Source organism: Stenotrophomonas maltophilia, from assembly GCF_023518235.1.
Taxonomy (GTDB): Bacteria; Pseudomonadota; Gammaproteobacteria; order Xanthomonadales; family Xanthomonadaceae; genus Stenotrophomonas.
The window spans coordinates 1509260-1528175 of the sequence record NZ_CP090423.1; the positions used below are offsets into that span (position 1 = coordinate 1509260).

Consider the following 18916-nt stretch of genomic DNA (forward strand, 5'->3'; position numbering starts at 1 on the left):
TGGTTCTAGTATCAAACAATCGTTTGATTAAGGTCCGCCCGCCGATGGCCAAGCCCGCCCACTTCTCGACCAAGGACCGGATCCTCGGTGCCGCCGAGGAGCTGTTCGCCCAGCACGGCTTCGCCGGCACCTCGCTGCGCCAGGTCACCAGCCAGGCCGACGTCAACATCGCGGCGGTCAACTACCACTTCGGCTCCAAGGAAAACCTGGTCAACGAGGTGTTCCGCCGTCGCATGGACGAGATGACCGGTGCCCGCCTGTCACAGCTCGAGCGCGCCCGTGCCGAACACCCCGGCCAGCTGCGCCCGGTGCTGGCCGCCTTCGTCGAGCCGGCGCTGGCACTGGCCCAGGACCGCCAGAACGGCGGCGCCTTCGTGCGCGTGATCGCCCGCGCCTACGCCGAGAAGAACGACAACCTGCGCAAGTTCCTGTCCGACCACTACGGCCATGTGCTGCGTGCGTTCGGCAAGGCCATCGGCGAGTGCATTCCCGACCTGAGCAAGGAAGAGCTGTACTGGCGCCTGGACTTCCTGGCCGGCTCGCTGACCTATGCGATGGCCGACTTCGGGCTGATCAAGCGTCCCGCCGGTGTCACCGAAGCGGCGCATCGTGCCCATGCCGCCCACGAACTGATCCATTTCGCCGAAGCCGGGTTCCGCGCCGCCGCACGCGCCAGCGCCCTGCCCGCTTCTCCGTAATTCCATCGGGTGCGACCCACCCCGTAACTGCTGACCAACAAAGGCCCTACACCATGTCCAATTCCCTGCTAGTCCGCCGCGCCGCCGTGCTGGGTGCCGGCGTCATGGGTGCCCAGATCGCCGCCCACCTCACCAACGCTGGCGTCGACACCGTGCTGTTCGACCTGCCCGCCAAGGAAGGTCCGGCCGACGGCATCGTGCTGAAGGCGATCGCCAACCTGGGCAAGCTGAGCCCGGCGCCGCTGGCCAGCAAGTCGCTGGCCGAAGCCATCACCCCGGCCAACTACGAGTCCGGCCTGGAGCAGCTGAAGGACTGCGACCTGATCATCGAGGCCATCGCCGAGCGCATGGACTGGAAGCAGGACCTGTACAAGAAGATCGCCCCGTTCGTGGCCGATCACGCGGTGCTGGCCTCCAACACCTCCGGCCTGGGCATCAACAAGCTGGCCGACGTGCTGCCCGAGCAGCTGCGCCACCGCTTCTGCGGCGTGCACTTCTTCAACCCGCCGCGCTACATGCACCTGGCCGAACTGATTCCGGCCACCACCACCGACAAGGCCGTGCTGGAAGGCCTGGAAGCGTTCCTGGTCACCACCCTGGGCAAGGGCGTGGTGTACGCCAAGGACACCCCGAACTTCATCGGCAACCGCATCGGCGTGTTCTCGATCCTGTCCACCATCCATCACACCCAGCAGTTCGGCCTGGGCTTTGATGAAGTGGACGGCCTGACCGGCCCGCTGGTCGGTCGCCCGAAGTCGGCCACCTACCGGACCTCCGATGTGGTCGGCCTGGACACCATGGCCCACGTCATCAAGACCATGGGCGACACCCTGCCGAACGACCCGTGGCACGAGTTCTTCAAGTCGCCGAAGTGGCTGGACGCGCTGATCGCCAAGGGCGCGCTGGGCCAGAAGACCGGCGCCGGCATCTTCCGCAAGGTCGGCAAGGACATCGTGGTGCTGGACCTGGAGAAGCAGGACTACCGTCCGGCTGACCGCACCGCTGCACCGGAAGTGGTCGAGATCCTGAAGATCAGGAACCCGGCCGAGAAGTTCGCCAAGCTGCGCGAGAGCCAGCACCCGCAGGCGCAGTTCCTGTGGGCGACCTTCCGCGACCTGTTCCACTACAGCGCCTACCACCTGGCCGATATCGCCGAGACCGCGCGTGACGTCGACCTGGCCATCCGCTGGGGCTACGGCTGGTCGCTGGGCCCGTTCGAAACCTGGCAGGCTGCCGGCTGGAAGCAGGTCGCGCAGTGGATTGCCGATGACATCGTCGCCGGCAAGAGCATGAGCAACGCCCCGCTGCCGGACTGGGTGTTCGATGGCCGCGACGGCGTGCACGCCGCCGAGGGCAGCTACAGCCCGTCGCGCAACGCCAAGCTGCCGCGCTCGTCGCTGCCGGTGTACCAGCGCCAGCGTTTCCCCGATCCGCTGCTGGGCGAGAAGTTCGCGCCGGGCGAGACGGTGTTCGAGAACGACGGCCTGCGCATGTGGCATGACGGCGATGGCATCGCCGTGGTCAGCTTCAAGACCAAGATGAACACTGTGTCCGACCAGGTGCTGGACGGCCTGCAGGAATGCGTCAGCCGCGCCGAGAAGGACTTCCAGGGCCTGGTGATCTGGCAACAGAAGGAACCCTTCTCCGCTGGTGCCGACCTGGCCGGTGCGCTGGGCCTGCTGCAGGCCGGCAAGGTCGACCAGTTCGAAGAAATGGTCGCCAACTTCCAGCGCACCAGCCAGCGCATCAAGTACTCGCTGGTGCCGGTGGTGGCCGCGGTGCGTGGCCTGGCCCTGGGTGGCGGCTGCGAGTTCCAGATGCACAGCGCCAAGACCGTGGCCTTCCTGGAAAGCTACATCGGCCTGGTCGAGGCCGGCGTCGGCCTGCTGCCGGCCGGTGGTGGCCTGAAGGAACTGGCCGTGCGTGCCTCGCAGGCGGCCGGTCCGGGCGGTGATGTGTTTGCCGAACTGAAGAAGACCTTCGAGACCGTGGCCATGGCCAAGGTGTCCAACTCGGCAGTCAATGCCCAGGAACTGGGCCTGCTGCGCAGCACCGACAAGGTGGTGTTCAACAGCTACGAGGCGCTGTACATCGCCAAGGCCGAAGCGCGTGCACTGGCCGAAGCCGGTTACCGCCCGCCGCTGCCGGCACGCCGCATCCAGGTGGCCGGTGACGTGGGTATCGCCACCTTCAAGATGATGCTGGTCAACATGCTGGAAGGCCGTTTCATCAGCCCGTACGACTACGAGATCGCCGAGCGCATCGCCACCGTGCTGTGCGGCGGCAAGGTCGATCGCGGCACTCTGGTGGACGAAGAGTGGCTGCTGACCCTGGAGCGCAAGCATTTCGTTGAACTGGCCCAGCAGGAAAAGACCCAGGCCCGCATCGCGCACATGCTCAAGACCGGCAAGCCGCTGCGGAACTGACGGAAGACATCGGTAGTGCCGGCCGCTGGCCGGCAACCTCTTCCAAACCCTATTCAAGAGATCACTGCAATGACCAAGCAAATCCAGGACGCCTACATCGTCGCCGCCACCCGTACCCCGGTTGGCAAGGCGCCCAAGGGCATGTTCCGCAACACCCGCCCCGACGACATGCTTGCGCACGTGCTGCGCAGCGTCGTCGCACAGGCGCCGGGCGTGGACGTCAACCGCATCGATGACGCGATCATCGGCTGCGCCATGCCGGAAGCCGAGCAGGGCATGAACGTGGCGCGCATCGGCGTGCTGCTGGCCGGCCTGCCCAACACCATCGCCGCACAGACCGTGAACCGCTTCTGCTCCTCCGGCCTGCAGGCGGTGGCGCAGGCTGCCGATGCGATCCGCCTGGGCAACGCCGACCTGATGCTGGCCGGCGGCACCGAGTCGATGTCGATGGTGCCGATGATGGGCAACAAGATCGCGATGGCACCGAGCGTGTTCGACAACGACCACGTGGCCATCGCCTACGGCATGGGCATCACCGCCGAGAAGGTGGCCGAAGAGTGGAAGGTCTCGCGCGAAGACCAGGACGCCTTTGCCCTCGCCTCGCACCAGAAGGCCATGGCCGCGATCCAGAACGGCGAGTTCAAGGACGAGATCAGCCCGTACGAAATCGTCTCGCACCTGCCGGACCTGGCCGATGGCCAGCGCATCATCACCCGCAACAAGATCGCCGACACCGACGAAGGCCCGCGCCCGGATTCTTCGGCTGAAGGCCTGGCCAAGCTGCGCCCGGTGTTCCGCAACGGCCAGTTCGGCGGCACCGTCACCGCCGGCAACTCCTCGCAGATGAGCGATGGTGCCGGTGCGGTGCTGCTGGCCTCGGAACAGGCGATCAAGGATTACGGCCTGACCCCGCTGGCCCGTTTCGTCAGCTTCTCGGTGGCCGGCGTGCGTCCGGAAGTGATGGGCATCGGCCCGATCGCCGCCATTCCGAAGGCCCTGAAGCAGGCCGGCCTGACTCAGGATCAGCTGGACTGGATTGAATTGAACGAAGCGTTCGCCGCGCAGTCGCTGGCGGTGATCCGCGATTGCGGCCTGGACCCGAGCAAGGTCAACCCGCTGGGCGGCGCGATCGCCCTGGGCCACCCGCTGGGTGCGACCGGCGCGATCCGTACCGCCACCCTGCTGCACGGCCTGCGTCGTCGCCAGCAGAAGTACGGCATGGTGACCATGTGCATCGGCACCGGCATGGGCGCGGCGGGTATTTTCGAGGCGCTGTAAGGTTCAAAGCGCTGCCGGTCGGGATATCGGTTTGCTGTGGGGCCCGGGTGGGTGAGGCTGCCCGGGACACGCCGTAAACCCGTCCTTGGGGGCTTGGCAGCGGCTTGCTAGCGTGCGCAATCCTGCGCACGCAGCAAGGCCGGGGTTGGGCGTCCTGCCCAACCCGCCAGGCGCATGCGCCTGGCCCATGCCGCTGACAGTCCCGGTCAGCCTCACCCGCCCGCGCCACCCAACATTCCGCGCGGCGGAGGGATGAGCAAAGGCAGGGTCAAACGCTGGGGTCAGAGCCCTTTGCTGCGCAAAGAGATCTGACCCCGATCCACGAAAAAGGCAGCCAATGGCTGCCTTTTTTGCTTTTGCTTCTGCCCTTGATTCCGCCCTTCCCGTCCGCGCCCACGGGAAATCTGACAGGCGGGACGGGTGGGCCTTTGCAGGACCGTTGGCGCCATGGATGGCGCCATCGAGCCCCCATGGACGGGTTTACGGCGTGTCCTGCAAAGGCCCACCCGTCCCGCCCATCACGTATCAATCAAGGCGCTGCACGGAGCGCTTGATAGAACCCTTATTCCGCCAGCATCGCCGCCAGCTTCTCCCGCGCCGGACCGGCCAGCTTCGGGTTGTCCAGCGCGAAGCGGATCGTCGCTTCGACCAGACCCAGGTGCGTACCGCAGTCGAAACGGGTGCCCTCGAACCGATAGGCGTCGACCTGTTCGGTCTTCAGCAGCTGCGCGATCGCATCGGTCAGCTGAATCTCGCCACCGGCACCGCTGCCGGTCTGCTCCAGCAGTTCGAAGATCTTCGGGCTCAGCACATAGCGGCCGACCACGGCCAGATCACTCGGCGCGTCCTCCGGCTTGGGCTTCTCCACGATCTGCGAGATACGTCCCTTGCGGCCATCGAACGCCTCGGTGGCGACGATGCCATAGCTGGCGGTCTTGTCATGCGGCACGTCTTCCACCGCGATCACGCTGGCGCCACTGGCTTCGTTGAGATCGGCCATCTGCTTCAACGCGCCGTCGCCACGGTTCCAGATCAGGTCGTCCGGCAGCAGCACGGCAAAGGGCTCGTCGCCGATGACCGCCTTGGCGCAGAGCACCGCATGGCCCAGGCCCAGGGCTTCGGCCTGGGTGACGAAGATCGCGCGCACGCCGTTGGGCAGCACGTGGCGGATCATCTCCAGCTGTTCCTGCTTGCCAGCGCGCTCGAGCTTCTGCTCCAGCTCGTAGGCCTTGTCGAAATAGTCGGCCACCGCGTGCTTGTAGCGGTTGGTGATGAACACCAGCGTGTCGCAGCCCGCTTCAATCGCTTCGTCCACCGCGTACTGGATCAGCGGACGATCAATGATGGGCAGCATCTCCTTCGGCACGGTCTTGGTTGCGGGCAGAAAACGCGTGCCCAGCCCTGCCACGGGAAATACCGCCTTGCGAATTCGCTTGCTCATTGGTGCCTGTTGGCCTCACGTGCCGGGAAAGGCACGACTTTAGCGGATGAAATGTAAGCGTCCTGTTCGATCGGCGAGAATTCCGGCATCGTCGTGAACAGAATTTCCTGGATGCTGGCGGTGTCGTAGCTGGCGATCGCCTCGCGCAGACGCGGCACGTTGCCCAGCACCAGGTCGCGCGAGAACGCGCGCACGCCGGCCTCGAGAATCTTCGGATGCGCGGTCGAACGATAATCCTCGTCCGAATAGAACAGCGTCTCGTGCAGCTTCTCGCCGGGGCGCAGGCCGGTGTAGATGATCTGGATGTCCTTGTAAGGCTGCTTGCCGGTCAGGCGGATCATCTGCTCGGCCAGCACGCGGATCGGCACCGGCTCGCCCATGTCCAGCGTATAGATGGCGCCATGCGACGCCGAGGCGGCTGCCTGCAGGATCAGCTGGCAGGCCTCGGGGATGGTCATGAAGTACCGGCTGACTTCCGGGTCGGTGACGGTGATCGGACCACCCCGCAGGATCTGTTCGCGGAACAGCGGCACCACGCTGCCGGCCGAGGCCAGCACGTTGCCGAAGCGGACCGTGACGAAACGGGTGTGCGTGGACTTCTGGTCCAGGCTCTGGCAGATCATCTCGGCGTAGCGCTTGCTCGCACCCAGCGCATTGACCGGATCGACCGCCTTGTCGGTGGAGATGAACACGAAATGCTCCACCCGTGCCTCCAGGCACGCGCGGGCCACGTTCTCGGTCGCCAGGATGTTGTTGCGCACCGCTTCGCGCAGCTGCCGCTCCAGCACGGGCACGTGCTTGTAGGCGGCGGCGTGGAAGGCGGTATCGACCGGATGCAGCGACAACGCGTGGCGGATCACCGCCGGGTCGCCGCAATCGCCGAGTACGGCCTCGATCTCGACATCGGGAAAGCTGCGGCGCAGCTCGCCTTCGATGGTCAACAGCAGCAGCTCGCTGATTTCCAGCAGGATGATGCGGCCGGCACCATGTCGTGCGCACTGCCGGCACAGCTCGGAGCCGATCGAGCCACCGGCGCCGGTCACCATCACGGTGCGTCCGCCCAGCCAGCCCCGGATCAGGTTCCAGTCCGGCATGATCGGCTTGCGCCCCAGCAGGTCTTCGATCGCCACTTCCTTCAGCTGGCCCGGCAACGACTGGCCCTGCAGGATGTCGCTGAGCTTGGGCACGGTGCGGAACGGCACGCCGGTGCTTTCACAGATGGCGACCACCCGCTGCATGCCAGCGGCATCCAGCGATGGAATGGCGATGACCAGCAGCTTGGCCGCGGTTTCGCGCACCACGGTCGGCGCATCGTCCAGCGTGCCCAGGATCGGCAGACCCTGCAGCTTGGCCCCACGCAGGTGCGGGGCGTCGTCGAGCAGGCCGACCGGCTCGAAATTGCCGGAGCGGCGCAGGTCGCGTACCAGGGTCTCGGCCGCCTGGCCGGCGCCCAGGATCAGTACCCGGCGCGCGCTGGAATCGGACTGCAGTGCCTGGTAATCCTTCCAGGCCCGGTACAACAGGCGCGGTGCGCCCAGCAGCGCCGACAGCGCGAACGGATAGATCACCAGCACCGACATCGGCACGCCGTCGAAGCGCTTCCACATCAGCACCAGGACGATGGCGACCATGCCGATGAAGCTGGCCTTGAAGATGTTCAGCAGGTCGCTGACGCTGGCGAAACGCCACAGCCCGCGATACAGGCCCACCCGCCAGAACACCAGGCCCTGCAGCAGCAGCACCAGGGTGGTATCGACATTCCAGAGCGGCAACGCAGGCGCGTTGGGCAGGATCGAGTAGCGACCTGCATGGAGCAACTGCCAGCATGCCCAGACCATGAACAGGTCATGGCAGACGATGGCCGAACGCGGCATCAGGCCGAGAATTCTGTCCCGCCAGGGTGAAGCCATAAGTCAGGTAGTTCCTTGTCGATGGCGCATTCCATTGCGCAGGAGGAGCCAAAGGACAGTCAGCGCGATGAACCACGCGACCGCCACGACAGCCTCCCACCTCGGCTGCAGATTCGAGCAGACATTGAACACTGTAATACTGAATAGGCCCAAAGCAAAGTACATCCCTGTCACCTGGGGGTGACTGGCTCCTGCCTGCACCGCGCGCTGGTAGACGTGCTGGGTATGGGGTTCCATCCAGCGTTGTCCGGAAATGATGCGCGCCAGCAGTGTGAAGCCTGCGTCCACGAGGAACGGCGAAATGGGCACCAGCAGCAGGATCCAGTGGATGTCGGTACGCACGCTGGCGATGGCCAGCACCACGGCGACCGCATAGCCGAGCGCGCCACTACCGACATCGCCCATGAAGATCCGGGCCCGGGGGAAGTTGAACGGCAGGAAACCCAGGCAGGCCAGGCCCAGAGCGATGGCCGCCAGCGAGTACGGCCACGGCAGCACCGGCGCCAGCCCCAGCGCGGCCACCACGGCCTGGCTGGCGGCGATACCGTTGATGCCATCCATGAAGTTCCAGATGTTGATCAGCGAGGCGGTGAACAGCAGCACCAGCACCGCCAGCAGCCAGCTGCCGCCGTGCACCTTGACCAGCCCCGCCAGCAGCGCGGCGGCGATGAAGTGCACCATCAGCCGGCGCATCGCCGGCAGCGGCCTGTGGTCGTCCCACCAACCAATGCCGGCCACCAGCACCAGCCCGAGGCTGGCCACCAGCAGGCTGGGCGTGGCCTGCGGCCAGGCCCACATGGCCGCGCCCGCGGCCACCAGCAGGCTGATGACAATGGCAATGCCGCCACCGCGGGGCGTGGCAACGCTATGGCTGCGGCGCTCGCCGGGCTGGTCCAGCAACTGTCGGCGCAGGGCGTAACCGCGCGCCGCCCAGGTCAGCGCCGCGCTGAGCAGCGCAAGCGCCAGCAGCGCCGCCATCACAAGCCACGGCATGGATCAGAGCACCGCGTAGTTCAGCAGCGGCTTGACCGTACCCCATTCCTTGCAGCTTGGGCACTGCCAGTGATGGGTGCGCGCACCGAAGCCGCAGCGCGTGCAACGGTAAGCCGGGTTGCGTACCAGCAGCTGGTCGGTGATGTGCTTGAGGTCGTGCAGGGTGGCCGTGGAATCGGCACCTTCGGCCAGGGTCAGGTCGATCAGCGCCGACTCGCCGCGCACCGAGGGGCGGTCCTTCAACTGGCGGCCGAGATAGGCCCGTGCCGGCGCCACGCCCTCCTGCTCTTCCATCAGGCGGGTGAGTGCCAGCACCGGGGCGATGCCACGGTAGTGCTCGGTCATTTCCGACAGGAACGCACGCGCGCCCGCCAGGTCGCCCACCTTGCGGTAGTTCTGCATCAGCGCCGGCAGCAGCTCGGGCAGGTATTCAGGGTCGTTGCGGGCGGCACGCTCGAACGCGCGCACGGCCGCTTCGGAATTACCGGCATCGGTTTCCAGGCGGCCTTCGATGATGCCGGCACGCACCGACATCGCATCGGCCTGGTAGGCGCGGGCGATGGCCGCCCTCGCCTCTTCCAGCTTGCCGGCGCCACGGAAGCGCTCGGCCAGCTCGCACTCGAACTGCCCGATCAGCTTGCCCATCGGCTCGCCGGTGACGTCTTCGAAACGGGTGGCGTTGTCGATCGCCTTTTCCCAGTCACGCTCGGCCTGGTAGATGCCGATCAGATGCTTGAGCGCCTGCGGTGCGCGCTGGTCGAGCTGGGCCAGTTCGGTGAAGACCGTCTCGGCCCGATCCAGCAGACCGGACTTCATGTAGTCCTCGCCCAGCGCCAGCAGGGCCTGCACACGCTGCGCGTCACTGAGGTCGCTGCGGTTGACCAGGCCCTGGTGCAGGCGGATGGCACGATCGACTTCGCCGCGGCGGCGGAACAGATGGCCCAGCGCGACCTGGGTCTCGAAGGTTTCCTTGTCCAGCTCGGCGATATGCAGGAACAGCTCGATGGCCTTGTCCGGTTGCTCGTTGAGCAGGTAGTTCAGGCCGCGGAAGTAGGTGCTGGACAGGCGGCTGACCTGGTTGTCACCGTGGCGCTGACCGCCACGCCGTCCGATCACCCATCCGGCCAGAGCGGCCAGCGGGACGAACAGGAAGAACCAGAACCACTCGGTGACGAAATCCATCTTCGATCAGCGTCCATCAAAGGATTGGGGGGAGGCAACCGGTGCCGGCGAGGCGGCAGCGGACTTGTTGGCGCGGCGCAGCTGGCTGTACAGCGGAATGACCACGCTCACCAGCACCAGGCCGGCACCGACGATGACACCGATCAGCAGGGCCGCAATCAGCGCCACACCAACGGAGGTATTCAATTGGGTAAACAGCAGGTTGATCGACATCGCGGTCATGTTGACCGCACCGATGATCAATCCAAGGATCAGCACCGCCAGCAGGACCAGCAGACGAAAGACCTTCATGCGAGAGCTCCAGTGGCAGGAGTCCGTAGCTTATCCGACTCGCGGCTGGATTCGCACGCGGTGGCGCGACGGGGCTCAGGCCGGATCGGCGTCCAGCGGGAGCACGCTGCTGACCCGCTCGCGCAGTTCCTTGCCCGGCTTGAAATGGGGAACGTGCTTGCCCGGCAGGGCGACCGATTCGCCGGTCTTCGGGTTGCGACCCAGGCGCGGCGGCCGGTAGTGCAGCGAGAAGCTGCCAAAACCACGGATTTCGATGCGATCCCCGGCGGACAGCGAACCGCCCATCATTTCCAGCAACGACTTTACCGCCAGATCGACATCATCGGCCTTCAGGTGCGCCTGGCGGCGCGCGAGGATTTCGATCAGTTCGGATTTGGTCATCGCCGGCTCACATCAGGGGTCACTCAGCCTGAAACGGCCCGGGCAATGCCCGGGCCGTCCAGGAAACAACGAACAGCTACAGGCCGATATTACTCGGACTTGTTGCCGTTCAGCTGTGCACGCAGCAGCGCGCCCAGCTGGGTGGTGCCGCTGGAAGCCGAAGAGGACTGGTATTCCTCCAGCACTTCGCGCATTTCAGCGTCGTCCTTGGCCTTGATCGACAGCTGCAGGGTGCGGCCCTTGCGGTCCATGCCCACGAACTTGGCTTCGACCTTGTCGCCGACCTTCAGGTGCTGGGTGGCGTCGTCAACGCGCTCGTTGGCGATGTCGCGTGCCGAGACGTAACCTTCGATGCCGTCAGCCAGCTCGATGATCGCGCCCTTGGCGTCGACTTCCTTCACCACGCCTTCGACCTTGGAGCCCTTCGGATTGGCAGCCATGTACTGGCCGAACGGATCCTGCTCCAGCTGCTTCACGCCCAGGGAGATGCGCTCGCGTTCCGGATCGACGGCCAGGACAACGGCGTCCAGGGTGTCGCCCTTCTTGAAGTTGCGAACGACGTCTTCGCCGGTGGTGTTCCAGCTGATGTCGGACAGGTGGACCAGGCCGTCGATGCCGCCGTCCAGGCCGATGAAGATGCCGAAGTCGGTGATCGACTTGATCTGGCCCGACACCTTGTCACCCTTCTTGTGGGTGGCAGCGAAGGTTTCCCACGGATTGGCGGCAACCTGCTTCATGCCCAGCGAGATACGGCGACGCTCTTCATCGACGTCCAGCACCATCACTTCGACTTCGTCACCCACCTGCACAACCTTGGACGGGTTGACGTTCTTGTTGGTCCAATCCATCTCGGAGACGTGCACCAGGCCTTCGACGCCCGGCTCGATCTCAACGAACGCGCCGTAATCGGTGACGTTGGAGACCTTGCCGAAGACGCGGCTGTTGGCCGGGTAACGACGGGCGATGTTATCCCACGGATCTTCGCCCAGCTGCTTCAGACCCAGCGAAACGCGGTTGCGCTCGCGGTCGAACTTCAGCACGCGCACGTCCAGCTCGTCGCCGACGTTGACGACTTCGGACGGATGGCGCACGCGCTTCCATGCCATGTCGGTGATGTGCAGCAGGCCGTCGATACCGCCCAGGTCCACGAACGCGCCGTAGTCGGTCAGGTTCTTGACGACACCCTTCAGGATCGCGCCTTCCTGCAGCTTGTCCATCAGCTGCTCGCGCTCTTCCGAGTGCTCGCTTTCGACGACAGCGCGGCGCGAGACCACGACGTTGTTACGCTTGCGGTCCAGCTTGATGAGCTTGAACTCGAGCTCCTTGCCTTCCAGGTAGGCCGGATCGCGCACCGGGCGCACATCGACCAGGGAACCCGGCAGGAAGGCGCGGACATCCTTGATGTCCACGGTGAAACCACCCTTGACCTTGCCGCTGATGCGGCCGGTGATGGTTTCGTTCTTTTCCAACGCTTCTTCCAGCTCGTCCCACACCATCGCGCGCTTGGCCTTCTCGCGCGACAGGACGGTTTCGCCGAAGCCGTTCTCGATCGAGTCGAGGGCGACCTTGACGATGTCGCCTTCGGCGACGTCGATTTCGCCAGCGTCGTTACGGAACTGTTCGATCGGCACGATGCCTTCGGACTTCAGGCCAGCGTTGATCACCACGACGTCGCCGCGGACTTCAACAACGGTACCGCTGACGATGGCGCCCGGCTTCAGCTTGGCCAGATTGGCCTGGCTGGCTTCAAACAGTTCGGCAAATGATTCGGTCATTAGATTTACTCTGTTGGACACATGGGTCGGTGGCGTCCCCTTCAGGGGAATGGCGACCGCCCGCCTGTTGGTCGACCCCGGAAACGCAGGTCGTGTGTAGTAGGAAAACCGCCACGCATCATTGCGCGACGGAGCTTGTACAGCACTGCAGTGCGCGACCACCACCGGTGTTGCTGGCAGTGCTCCTGCGCGAACGGATCAGGCAGCCGGAACCGGAAGCAGATCCATCACTCTGGCAACGACATCTGCGATGCCGATGCCTGTGGTGTCGATGAGGACAGCATCGTCTGCCGGCTTCAGGGGCGCCACGGTACGCTGAGCATCACGGGCGTCGCGGGCCATGATCTCGCGCAGGAGGTCATCAAAGTTAACAGAAACCCCCTTGTCTTTCAACTGCTTATGCCGGCGCTCGGCGCGCTCCTCGGCACTGGCGGTCAGGAACACCTTGTAGGGGGCGTCCGGGAAGATCACCGTACCCATGTCACGGCCGTCGGCGACCAGGCCCGGCATCTCCCTGAATACGCGCTGGCGCTCTTTCAGGGCGGCCCGGACCTCCGGAATGGCGGCAATGGCCGAGGCCAGGGCGCCGGTGGTCTCCAGGCGCAGTTCGTCGGTGGCATCGGAGCCGTTGACCATGACCCGCATGGCCTCGCCCTGCTCGACAAACTGAACGTGGGTGTCGAAGGTGCAGCGGACCAGCGCCGAGGCGTCGGAGGTATCGATGTCGGCCCAGCTGGCGGCCACGCCCACCGCCCGGTACAGCGCGCCCGAATCCAGGTAATGCCAGCCCATCCGGCGCGCGACGATGCGGCTGATGGTACCCTTGCCGGCCCCGGATGGGCCGTCGATGGTCAGGACGGGAGCGAGTGGATTCATGGGGGTCCCAGAGCGTGTGAAGGGGTCATTCTAGCCCCTGCCAGACGCCCCCAGCGGGATCTTTTGTGCAACCACTTGAAACCACGAGGAAAAGCCCGGTAGAATGGCGGGCTTGAACGAGCGTCAACTGCCGATTGTCTTTCGCATATCGCGGCCACGCTCCACCCGAACAACTACTGTTTACGCCGAGGTATGCCATGAAAGTCCTGTCCTCCCTGAAGTCGGCGAAGGCCCGTCACCGTGACTGCAAGGTCGTGCGTCGTCGTGGCAAGATCTTCGTCATCTGCAAGTCGAACCCGCGTTTCAAGGCGCGTCAGCGCTAAGCCTCACAGCCTTCCGGCTGCGGCTGGCCCTGCGCGGGGCCGACCCGATGCAAGAAACCGCCTTCGGGCGGTTTTTTGTTTATGCGGCTTTTTCCTGCCGTTTTTGCTGTAATCGCCTTTCTTGACCACTGGGGAGTAGATCGAGATGAAGCGTTACCTGTCTGCATTGGCCGTCCTGGCCACCCTGGCCACCGCCACGCCGGCGCTGGCCGATACCCTGCTTGTCGACCGCGCCCGCGAAAAGCCGGCCGGTGCCCTGCCCGTGCGCGGCCAGAGCATGCAGCAGGTGCAGGCACAGTTCGGCGCGCCGAGCGAACAGCTGCAGCCGCGCGGCGGGCAGAAGCGGCAATGGCCGACCATCAACCGCTGGGTGTACCCGCAGTTCACCGTCTACTTCGAGAAGCAGAAGGTGATCGACGTGGTGGCCAACCAGGCGGACCCGAACGAAATCGGCCCGAAGCCGCCGATCCGTTGATCCCCTTACCCGCCCTGGGCGGGCCTGTGTAGCGAGACCATGAACCAGACCCTTCGTTTTCCTGCCGAATGGGAAGCCCAGAGCGGCGTCCTGATTGCCTGGCCCACCGCCGACACCGACTGGGCCGACCGCCTGGGCCAGGTGGAAGAGACCTACATCGCCCTGGTTGCGGCCATCACCCGCTTCCAGCCGGTGCTGATCTGCGTGGCCGACGACGATGTGGAGACCTATGCCGAAATGCGGCTGCGCTCCAACCGCATCGACATGGACAAGGTGCACTTCACCACGGCCGCCTACGACGATACCTGGCTGCGCGATTCGGGCCCGATCACCCTGCGCCGCGCCGACGGCGGTTTCCAGCTGCTGGACTTCCGCTTCACCGGCTGGGGCGGCAAGTTCGAGGCCACCCTGGATGACCAGCTGGTGGGCGTGCTCGACCAGGCCGGCGTGTTCAACGACGCGCCGGTGCGCAGCATCCCGTTCGCACTGGAAGGCGGCGGCATCGAGACCGACGGCGAAGGCACCCTGCTGACCACCTGGAAGTGCCTGCACGAGCGCCACCCGGACCGCGACCGCGCCAGCCTGAGCGCCGACCTGGCCGACTGGCTGCAGCAGGACCGCGTGCTGTGGCTGGACCACGGTTACCTGGAAGGCGACGACACCGACGCCCACATCGACACCCTGGCCCGCTTCGCCTCGCCCGACAGCATCGTCTACCAGGCCTGCGACGACCAGAGCGATTCGCACTACGCCGAACTGCAGGCGATGGGCAACGAGCTGGCCGCGCTGCGCACCAGGGACGGCAAGCCGTACCGCCTGTTCCCGCTGCCGTGGGCGCAGCCGGTGATCGACGAAGGCCGCCGCCTGGCCGCGTCGTACGCCAATTACCTGATCGTCAACGGCGCGGTGCTGATGCCGGCCTATGGCGACCCGGCCGATGACCTGGCCCGCGACGTGCTGGCGAAGGCCCACCCGGGCCGCGAGATCGTGCAGGTGCCTTGCCGCTCGCTGATCTGGCAGAACGGCAGCCTGCACTGCATCACCATGCAGCTGCCGGCAGGGCTGTTGAAGGCCTGAGGGCCTGGCGCCGGGCTCCGCCCGGCACCGCCTTGAATGCAACATCGCCGGGCCCCGCGCCCGGCCCCTCCCTGGCAGAGTCGAGCTTGCCCGACGGCCGTTCGCAAGGCGCACGCAGCGGGCCCATTCAGCGCGCGACACGCTGGCGCCCGTCATCCGCGCTAACATGCTGGTTTTCCCCCGCAGGAACGCCCCGCATGAACTCGCGCAGCCCCCTTACCGTCGCCCTGATCCAGGAGCGCAACCACGGTGATGCCGCCGCCAACCTGGCGGTGATCGAAGCACGCGTGGCCGAGGCGGCTGCCCAGGGTGCCAAGCTGGTGCTGTTGCAGGAACTGCACAACGGTCCGTACTTCTGCCAGCACGAATCGGTGGACGAGTTCGACCTGGCCGAGCCGATTCCGGGCCCGAGTACCGAGCGCCTGGGCGCACTGGCCAGGAAGCATGGCGTGGTGCTGGTCGGCTCGCTGTTCGAACGCCGCGCCGCCGGCCTGTACCACAACACCGCGGTGGTGTTCGAAAAGGACGGCACCCTGCTCGGCAAGTACCGCAAGATGCACATCCCCGATGACCCGGGCTTCTACGAGAAGTTCTACTTTACCCCGGGCGACATCGGCTTCACGCCGATCGATACTTCGGTGGGCCGTCTGGGCGTGCTGGTGTGCTGGGACCAGTGGTATCCGGAAGCGGCGCGCCTGATGGCGCTGGCCGGTGCCGAACTGCTGCTCTACCCGACCGCGATCGGCTGGGACCCGGACGACGTGCAGGACGAGAAGACCCGCCAGCGCGACGCGTGGGTACTGAGCCACCGTGGCCATGCGGTGGCCAACGGTCTGCCGGTGCTGAGCTGCAACCGCGTCGGCCACGAAGCCTCGCCGCTGGGCGCGTCGGGCATCCAGTTCTGGGGCAACAGCCACGTGCTCGGCCCGCAGGGCGAATTCCTGGCCGAAGCCGGTACCGATGCCACCGTGCTGCTGTGCGACGTGGACCTGCAGCGCAGCGAGCACGTGCGCCGGATCTGGCCGTTCCTGCGTGATCGCCGCATCGATGCCTACGGCGACCTGCTCAAGCGCTACATCGACTGAGCCGGAGCCCGCGCATGGCCGTCCTCATCCGTGATGCCGGCCCGGCCGACATCGACGCGATCACCGCGATCTATGCGGTGGAAGTGACCGACTTCGTCAACACCTACGAGTACGACATCCCGGACGCGACCGAGATGCTGCGCCGCATGCGCGACATCATCGACCGTGGCTTCCCCTACCTGGTCGCCGAGATCGATGGCCAGGTGGCCGGCTATGCCTACGCCAACACCTACCGCACCCGCATCGCCTACCAGTGGACCGTGGAGAACTCGGTCTATGTCGATGCCACGTTCCAGGGCAAGGGCGTGGGTACGGCCCTGCTGCAGGCATTGATCGACGCCTGCACCGCACGCGGCTACCGGCAGATGGTGGCGGTGATCGGCGAGCCCACCAACACCGCCTCCATCAAGCTGCACGAACGCTTCGGCTTCCACCTGGTGGGCGTGTTCCAGGGCCTGGGCCGCAAGCATGGCCGCTGGCTGGATACCGTGCAGATGCAGCGCGCGCTCGGCGATGGCGCCGACACCGCACCTTCCAATGAATGAACCCATGACCGAAAACCTTCCCGAAACCAACGACGACCTGTTCGCCGGGCAGCCGGTGCGCGTCGTTGAACGCGACGGTGTGCGCTACACCCTGCTGGGCACCGCCCACGTCTCACACGCCAGCGTGGAAGCCGTGGAAAAGGCCATCGACAGCGGCCGCTTCGATGCGGTGGCGGTGGAACTGGACCCGCAGCGCCTGCAGGCACTGAGCGATCCGGACACGTTGGCCAAACTCGATCTGGTCGAGGTGATCCGCAAGGGCCGCGTCGCCCTGTTCGCCGCCAACCTGGCATTGTCGGCCTACCAGCGCCGCCTGGCCGAGCAGCTGGGCATCGAGCCGGGTGCCGAGCTCAAGCGCGCGGTGGAACTGGCCCGCGAGCGCAACCTGCCGGTGCACCTGATCGACCGCGAAGTGGGCCTGACCTTCCGCCGCGCCTCTCAGCGGCTGGGCTTCTTCGGCAAGCTGAAGCTGGTGGCCGGGCTCGGCGCCGGCCTGTTCTCCTCCGAAGAAGTGGGCGAGAACGAGATCGAGAAGCTCAAGCAGGGCGACATGCTGGAGTCGAGCTTTGGTGAGTTCGCCAGTGAAAGCCCGGCGCTGTACGAAACCATCATCGGCGAACGCGACCGCTACATGGCCACGCGCCTGCGCGAAGCGCAGGATCCGGACCAGCGCGAAGTGCTGGCCGTGGTCGGTGCCGGCCACCTGGCCGGGCTGGCGCGCTACCTGGAAACCGACACCGACGCCCCGGCGCCGCTGCGCGCCGAGCTGGAAGCGGTGCCGAAGAAGCGCAACATTCCCTGGTTCACGCTGGGCATCCTGGCCATCGTGATCACCGGCATCGCGGTCGGCTTCTACCGCGGCGGGCTGGGTGTGGGCACCGAACTGCTGGCGACCTGGGCGATGTACACCGGCGGCCTGGCCGGCCTCGGTTGCCTGCTGGCCGGCAGCCATCCGCTGAGCATCCTCACCGCGATTGCGGTGGCACCGTTCAAGCCGTTCCGCCTGAGCATTCCCACCGGTGCGTTCTCGGCGCTGGTCGAAGCTCGCCTGCGCAAGCCGGCCTACGAAGACTTCCTCAAGCTGCGTGACGATGCGCAGAGCCTGAAGGGCTGGTACCGCAACCGGGTCACGCGCGTGGTGCTGACCTTCATGCTGACCAACCTGGGCAGCATGCTGGGCCTGTGGCTGACCGCCGGCCGCGTGTGGGGCAAGGTCGCCGGCTGAGCCGGCTGCAGCCGACCCACGGCGCCGCCCGGTTCAGCCCGGCGGCGCCCTCGCTATACTGCGGTCCTTCCCCTGATGGATGCCTGCAATGGATGCATATGACGCGCTGATGCGCGACGGTTTCGTGGTGGTCCGCCAGGCCATTGCACCGGCCCTGGTGCAGGACATCAACCAGCGCATCGATCGCTTCAAGCAGCGCAATCCGAAGGCGGTCAGCCGCAATCTCGATGCGCACCAGCGCTTGTACCGGGTGGTCAATCTGCATCTGGTGGTCGATGCGATCAGCGGCCTGCTGACCGACAACGCAGCCATCGATGTCTGCGACCGTTTCCTCGGCGAGCCCACCACGCTCTACACCAGCCTCTACTACGAACGCGGCTCGGAACAGCCGCTGCACCGTGACACACCGGTGTTCTGCACCTCGCCCGGCGAACGCTACCTGGGCGTCTGGACCGCGCTGGATACGGTGGACGACAGCAACGGCCCGTTGCGTGTGGTGCCGGGCAGCCATCTGCTGCCCGCCATCGACGTCCAGGCGCTGCGCCAGCAGGTGTTCGGTGATGGGCCGGTCAGCCCGATGTCCGGCGAAGGCTGGGCCGCTTACCAGGATGCGGTCGCGCGCCAATGCGAGGAGGCCGGGCTGCAGGCGCAGCCGGTACATGTGCAGCCAGGCGATGTGATCGTGTGGCACCCGCAGCTGTTCCATGGCGGTGCGCCGCATCCTTCTGCCGGCACCCGTCGCAGCGTGGTCATGCACGTCACTCCGAAATCGATGCCGGTCGGGCACATGGACGTGTTCTACGGCGCCAAGCCCGCACAGAGCAAGGCCCCCTGGCGCTACTACCGGCGCGGCGAGCGCGAGATCGCCCGCTTCGGCCAGGTCGATTTTGGTCATGAATACACACGGCGTACCTGGTTCCTGCGGCGCGCCTGAA

General features: G+C 65.9%; 18 protein-coding genes. 10 read left to right on the forward strand and 8 right to left on the reverse strand.

Annotated features, from left to right (window positions below):
- Positions 1–44: 44 nt before the first annotated feature.
- The 3 genes from LZ605_RS07000 (at position 45) to LZ605_RS07010 (ending at position 4402) form a co-directional block, all read left to right on the forward strand.
- The gene (locus LZ605_RS07000; RefSeq protein ID WP_107232306.1) at positions 45–698 is read left to right on the forward strand and encodes a TetR/AcrR family transcriptional regulator; all 654 of its coding nucleotides are present in this window, start codon (positions 45–47) and stop codon (positions 696–698) included.
- A 53-nt stretch (positions 699–751) separates the two neighbouring features.
- Entirely contained in the window at positions 752–3124 is a 2373-nt protein-coding gene (locus LZ605_RS07005; protein WP_249844260.1) for a 3-hydroxyacyl-CoA dehydrogenase/enoyl-CoA hydratase family protein, read from the forward strand.
- Positions 3125–3193: 69 nt separating this feature from the next.
- Positions 3194–4402 (forward strand): acetyl-CoA C-acyltransferase, encoded by a 1209-nt coding sequence (locus LZ605_RS07010; RefSeq protein ID WP_005409292.1) that lies wholly within the window; start codon positions 3194–3196, stop codon positions 4400–4402.
- Positions 4403–4964: 562 nt separating this feature from the next.
- On the opposite strand, the gene galU is transcribed toward LZ605_RS07010, so the two are convergent.
- From galU to cmk, 8 genes are all read right to left on the reverse strand, one after another.
- Positions 4965–5843, reverse strand: a complete 879-nt coding sequence (gene galU, locus LZ605_RS07015) for a UTP--glucose-1-phosphate uridylyltransferase GalU (RefSeq protein WP_249844261.1) — start codon at positions 5841–5843, stop codon at positions 4965–4967.
- On the reverse strand, positions 5840–7753 hold the full coding sequence (locus tag LZ605_RS07020; protein WP_249844262.1) for a polysaccharide biosynthesis protein: 1914 nt from the start codon (positions 7751–7753) through the stop codon (positions 5840–5842). Before LZ605_RS07020 ends, galU begins: the two co-directional genes overlap by 4 nt.
- Before the next feature lie 3 nt (positions 7754–7756).
- On the reverse strand, positions 7757–8746 hold the full coding sequence (locus LZ605_RS07025; RefSeq protein WP_249844263.1) for an MraY family glycosyltransferase: 990 nt from the start codon (positions 8744–8746) through the stop codon (positions 7757–7759).
- A 3-nt stretch (positions 8747–8749) separates the two neighbouring features.
- Positions 8750–9928 carry a lipopolysaccharide assembly protein LapB gene (lapB, locus tag LZ605_RS07030; RefSeq protein WP_057498115.1) on the reverse strand — a complete coding sequence of 393 codons (1179 nt, stop codon included), beginning with the start codon at positions 9926–9928 and terminating at the stop codon, positions 8750–8752.
- Between the two features lie 6 nt (positions 9929–9934).
- The gene (locus LZ605_RS07035; RefSeq protein ID WP_249844264.1) at positions 9935–10219 is read right to left on the reverse strand and encodes a LapA family protein; all 285 of its coding nucleotides are present in this window, start codon (positions 10217–10219) and stop codon (positions 9935–9937) included.
- A 75-nt stretch (positions 10220–10294) separates the two neighbouring features.
- On the reverse strand, positions 10295–10600 hold the full coding sequence (locus LZ605_RS07040) for an integration host factor subunit beta (protein WP_005409286.1): 306 nt from the start codon (positions 10598–10600) through the stop codon (positions 10295–10297).
- An 89-nt stretch (positions 10601–10689) separates the two neighbouring features.
- Positions 10690–12375, reverse strand: a complete 1686-nt coding sequence (gene rpsA / locus LZ605_RS07045; protein ID WP_057498113.1) for a 30S ribosomal protein S1 — start codon at positions 12373–12375, stop codon at positions 10690–10692.
- A gap of 198 nt (positions 12376–12573) precedes the next feature.
- Entirely contained in the window at positions 12574–13251 is a 678-nt protein-coding gene (cmk, locus tag LZ605_RS07050) for a (d)CMP kinase (RefSeq protein ID WP_249844265.1), read from the reverse strand.
- A 197-nt stretch (positions 13252–13448) separates the two neighbouring features.
- Between cmk and ykgO the strand changes: the two genes are divergently transcribed.
- The 7 genes from ykgO to LZ605_RS07085 all read left to right on the forward strand — a co-directional run bounded on the left by ykgO (position 13449) and on the right by LZ605_RS07085 (position 18915).
- Positions 13449–13574 carry a type B 50S ribosomal protein L36 gene (gene ykgO, locus LZ605_RS07055; protein ID WP_005409283.1) on the forward strand — a complete coding sequence of 42 codons (126 nt, stop codon included), beginning with the start codon at positions 13449–13451 and terminating at the stop codon, positions 13572–13574.
- A 145-nt stretch (positions 13575–13719) separates the two neighbouring features.
- Positions 13720–14049 (forward strand): hypothetical protein, encoded by a 330-nt coding sequence (locus LZ605_RS07060; protein WP_249844266.1) that lies wholly within the window; start codon positions 13720–13722, stop codon positions 14047–14049.
- A 39-nt stretch (positions 14050–14088) separates the two neighbouring features.
- Positions 14089–15126, forward strand: coding sequence for an agmatine deiminase family protein (locus LZ605_RS07065; protein ID WP_249844267.1), 1038 nt, complete (start codon positions 14089–14091; stop codon positions 15124–15126).
- A gap of 197 nt (positions 15127–15323) precedes the next feature.
- Positions 15324–16211 carry a carbon-nitrogen hydrolase gene (locus LZ605_RS07070; RefSeq protein WP_249844268.1) on the forward strand — a complete coding sequence of 296 codons (888 nt, stop codon included), beginning with the start codon at positions 15324–15326 and terminating at the stop codon, positions 16209–16211.
- Positions 16212–16225: 14 nt separating this feature from the next.
- Positions 16226–16756 (forward strand): GNAT family N-acetyltransferase, encoded by a 531-nt coding sequence (locus tag LZ605_RS07075; protein ID WP_249844269.1) that lies wholly within the window; start codon positions 16226–16228, stop codon positions 16754–16756.
- Between the two features lie 4 nt (positions 16757–16760).
- Positions 16761–17981, forward strand: coding sequence for a TraB/GumN family protein (locus tag LZ605_RS07080; protein ID WP_423172516.1), 1221 nt, complete (start codon positions 16761–16763; stop codon positions 17979–17981).
- Between the two features lie 88 nt (positions 17982–18069).
- Positions 18070–18915: a phytanoyl-CoA dioxygenase family protein gene (locus tag LZ605_RS07085; RefSeq protein WP_249844271.1), complete on the forward strand. Its 846-nt coding sequence runs from the start codon at positions 18070–18072 to the stop codon at positions 18913–18915.
- Position 18916: the final 1 nt, after the last annotated feature.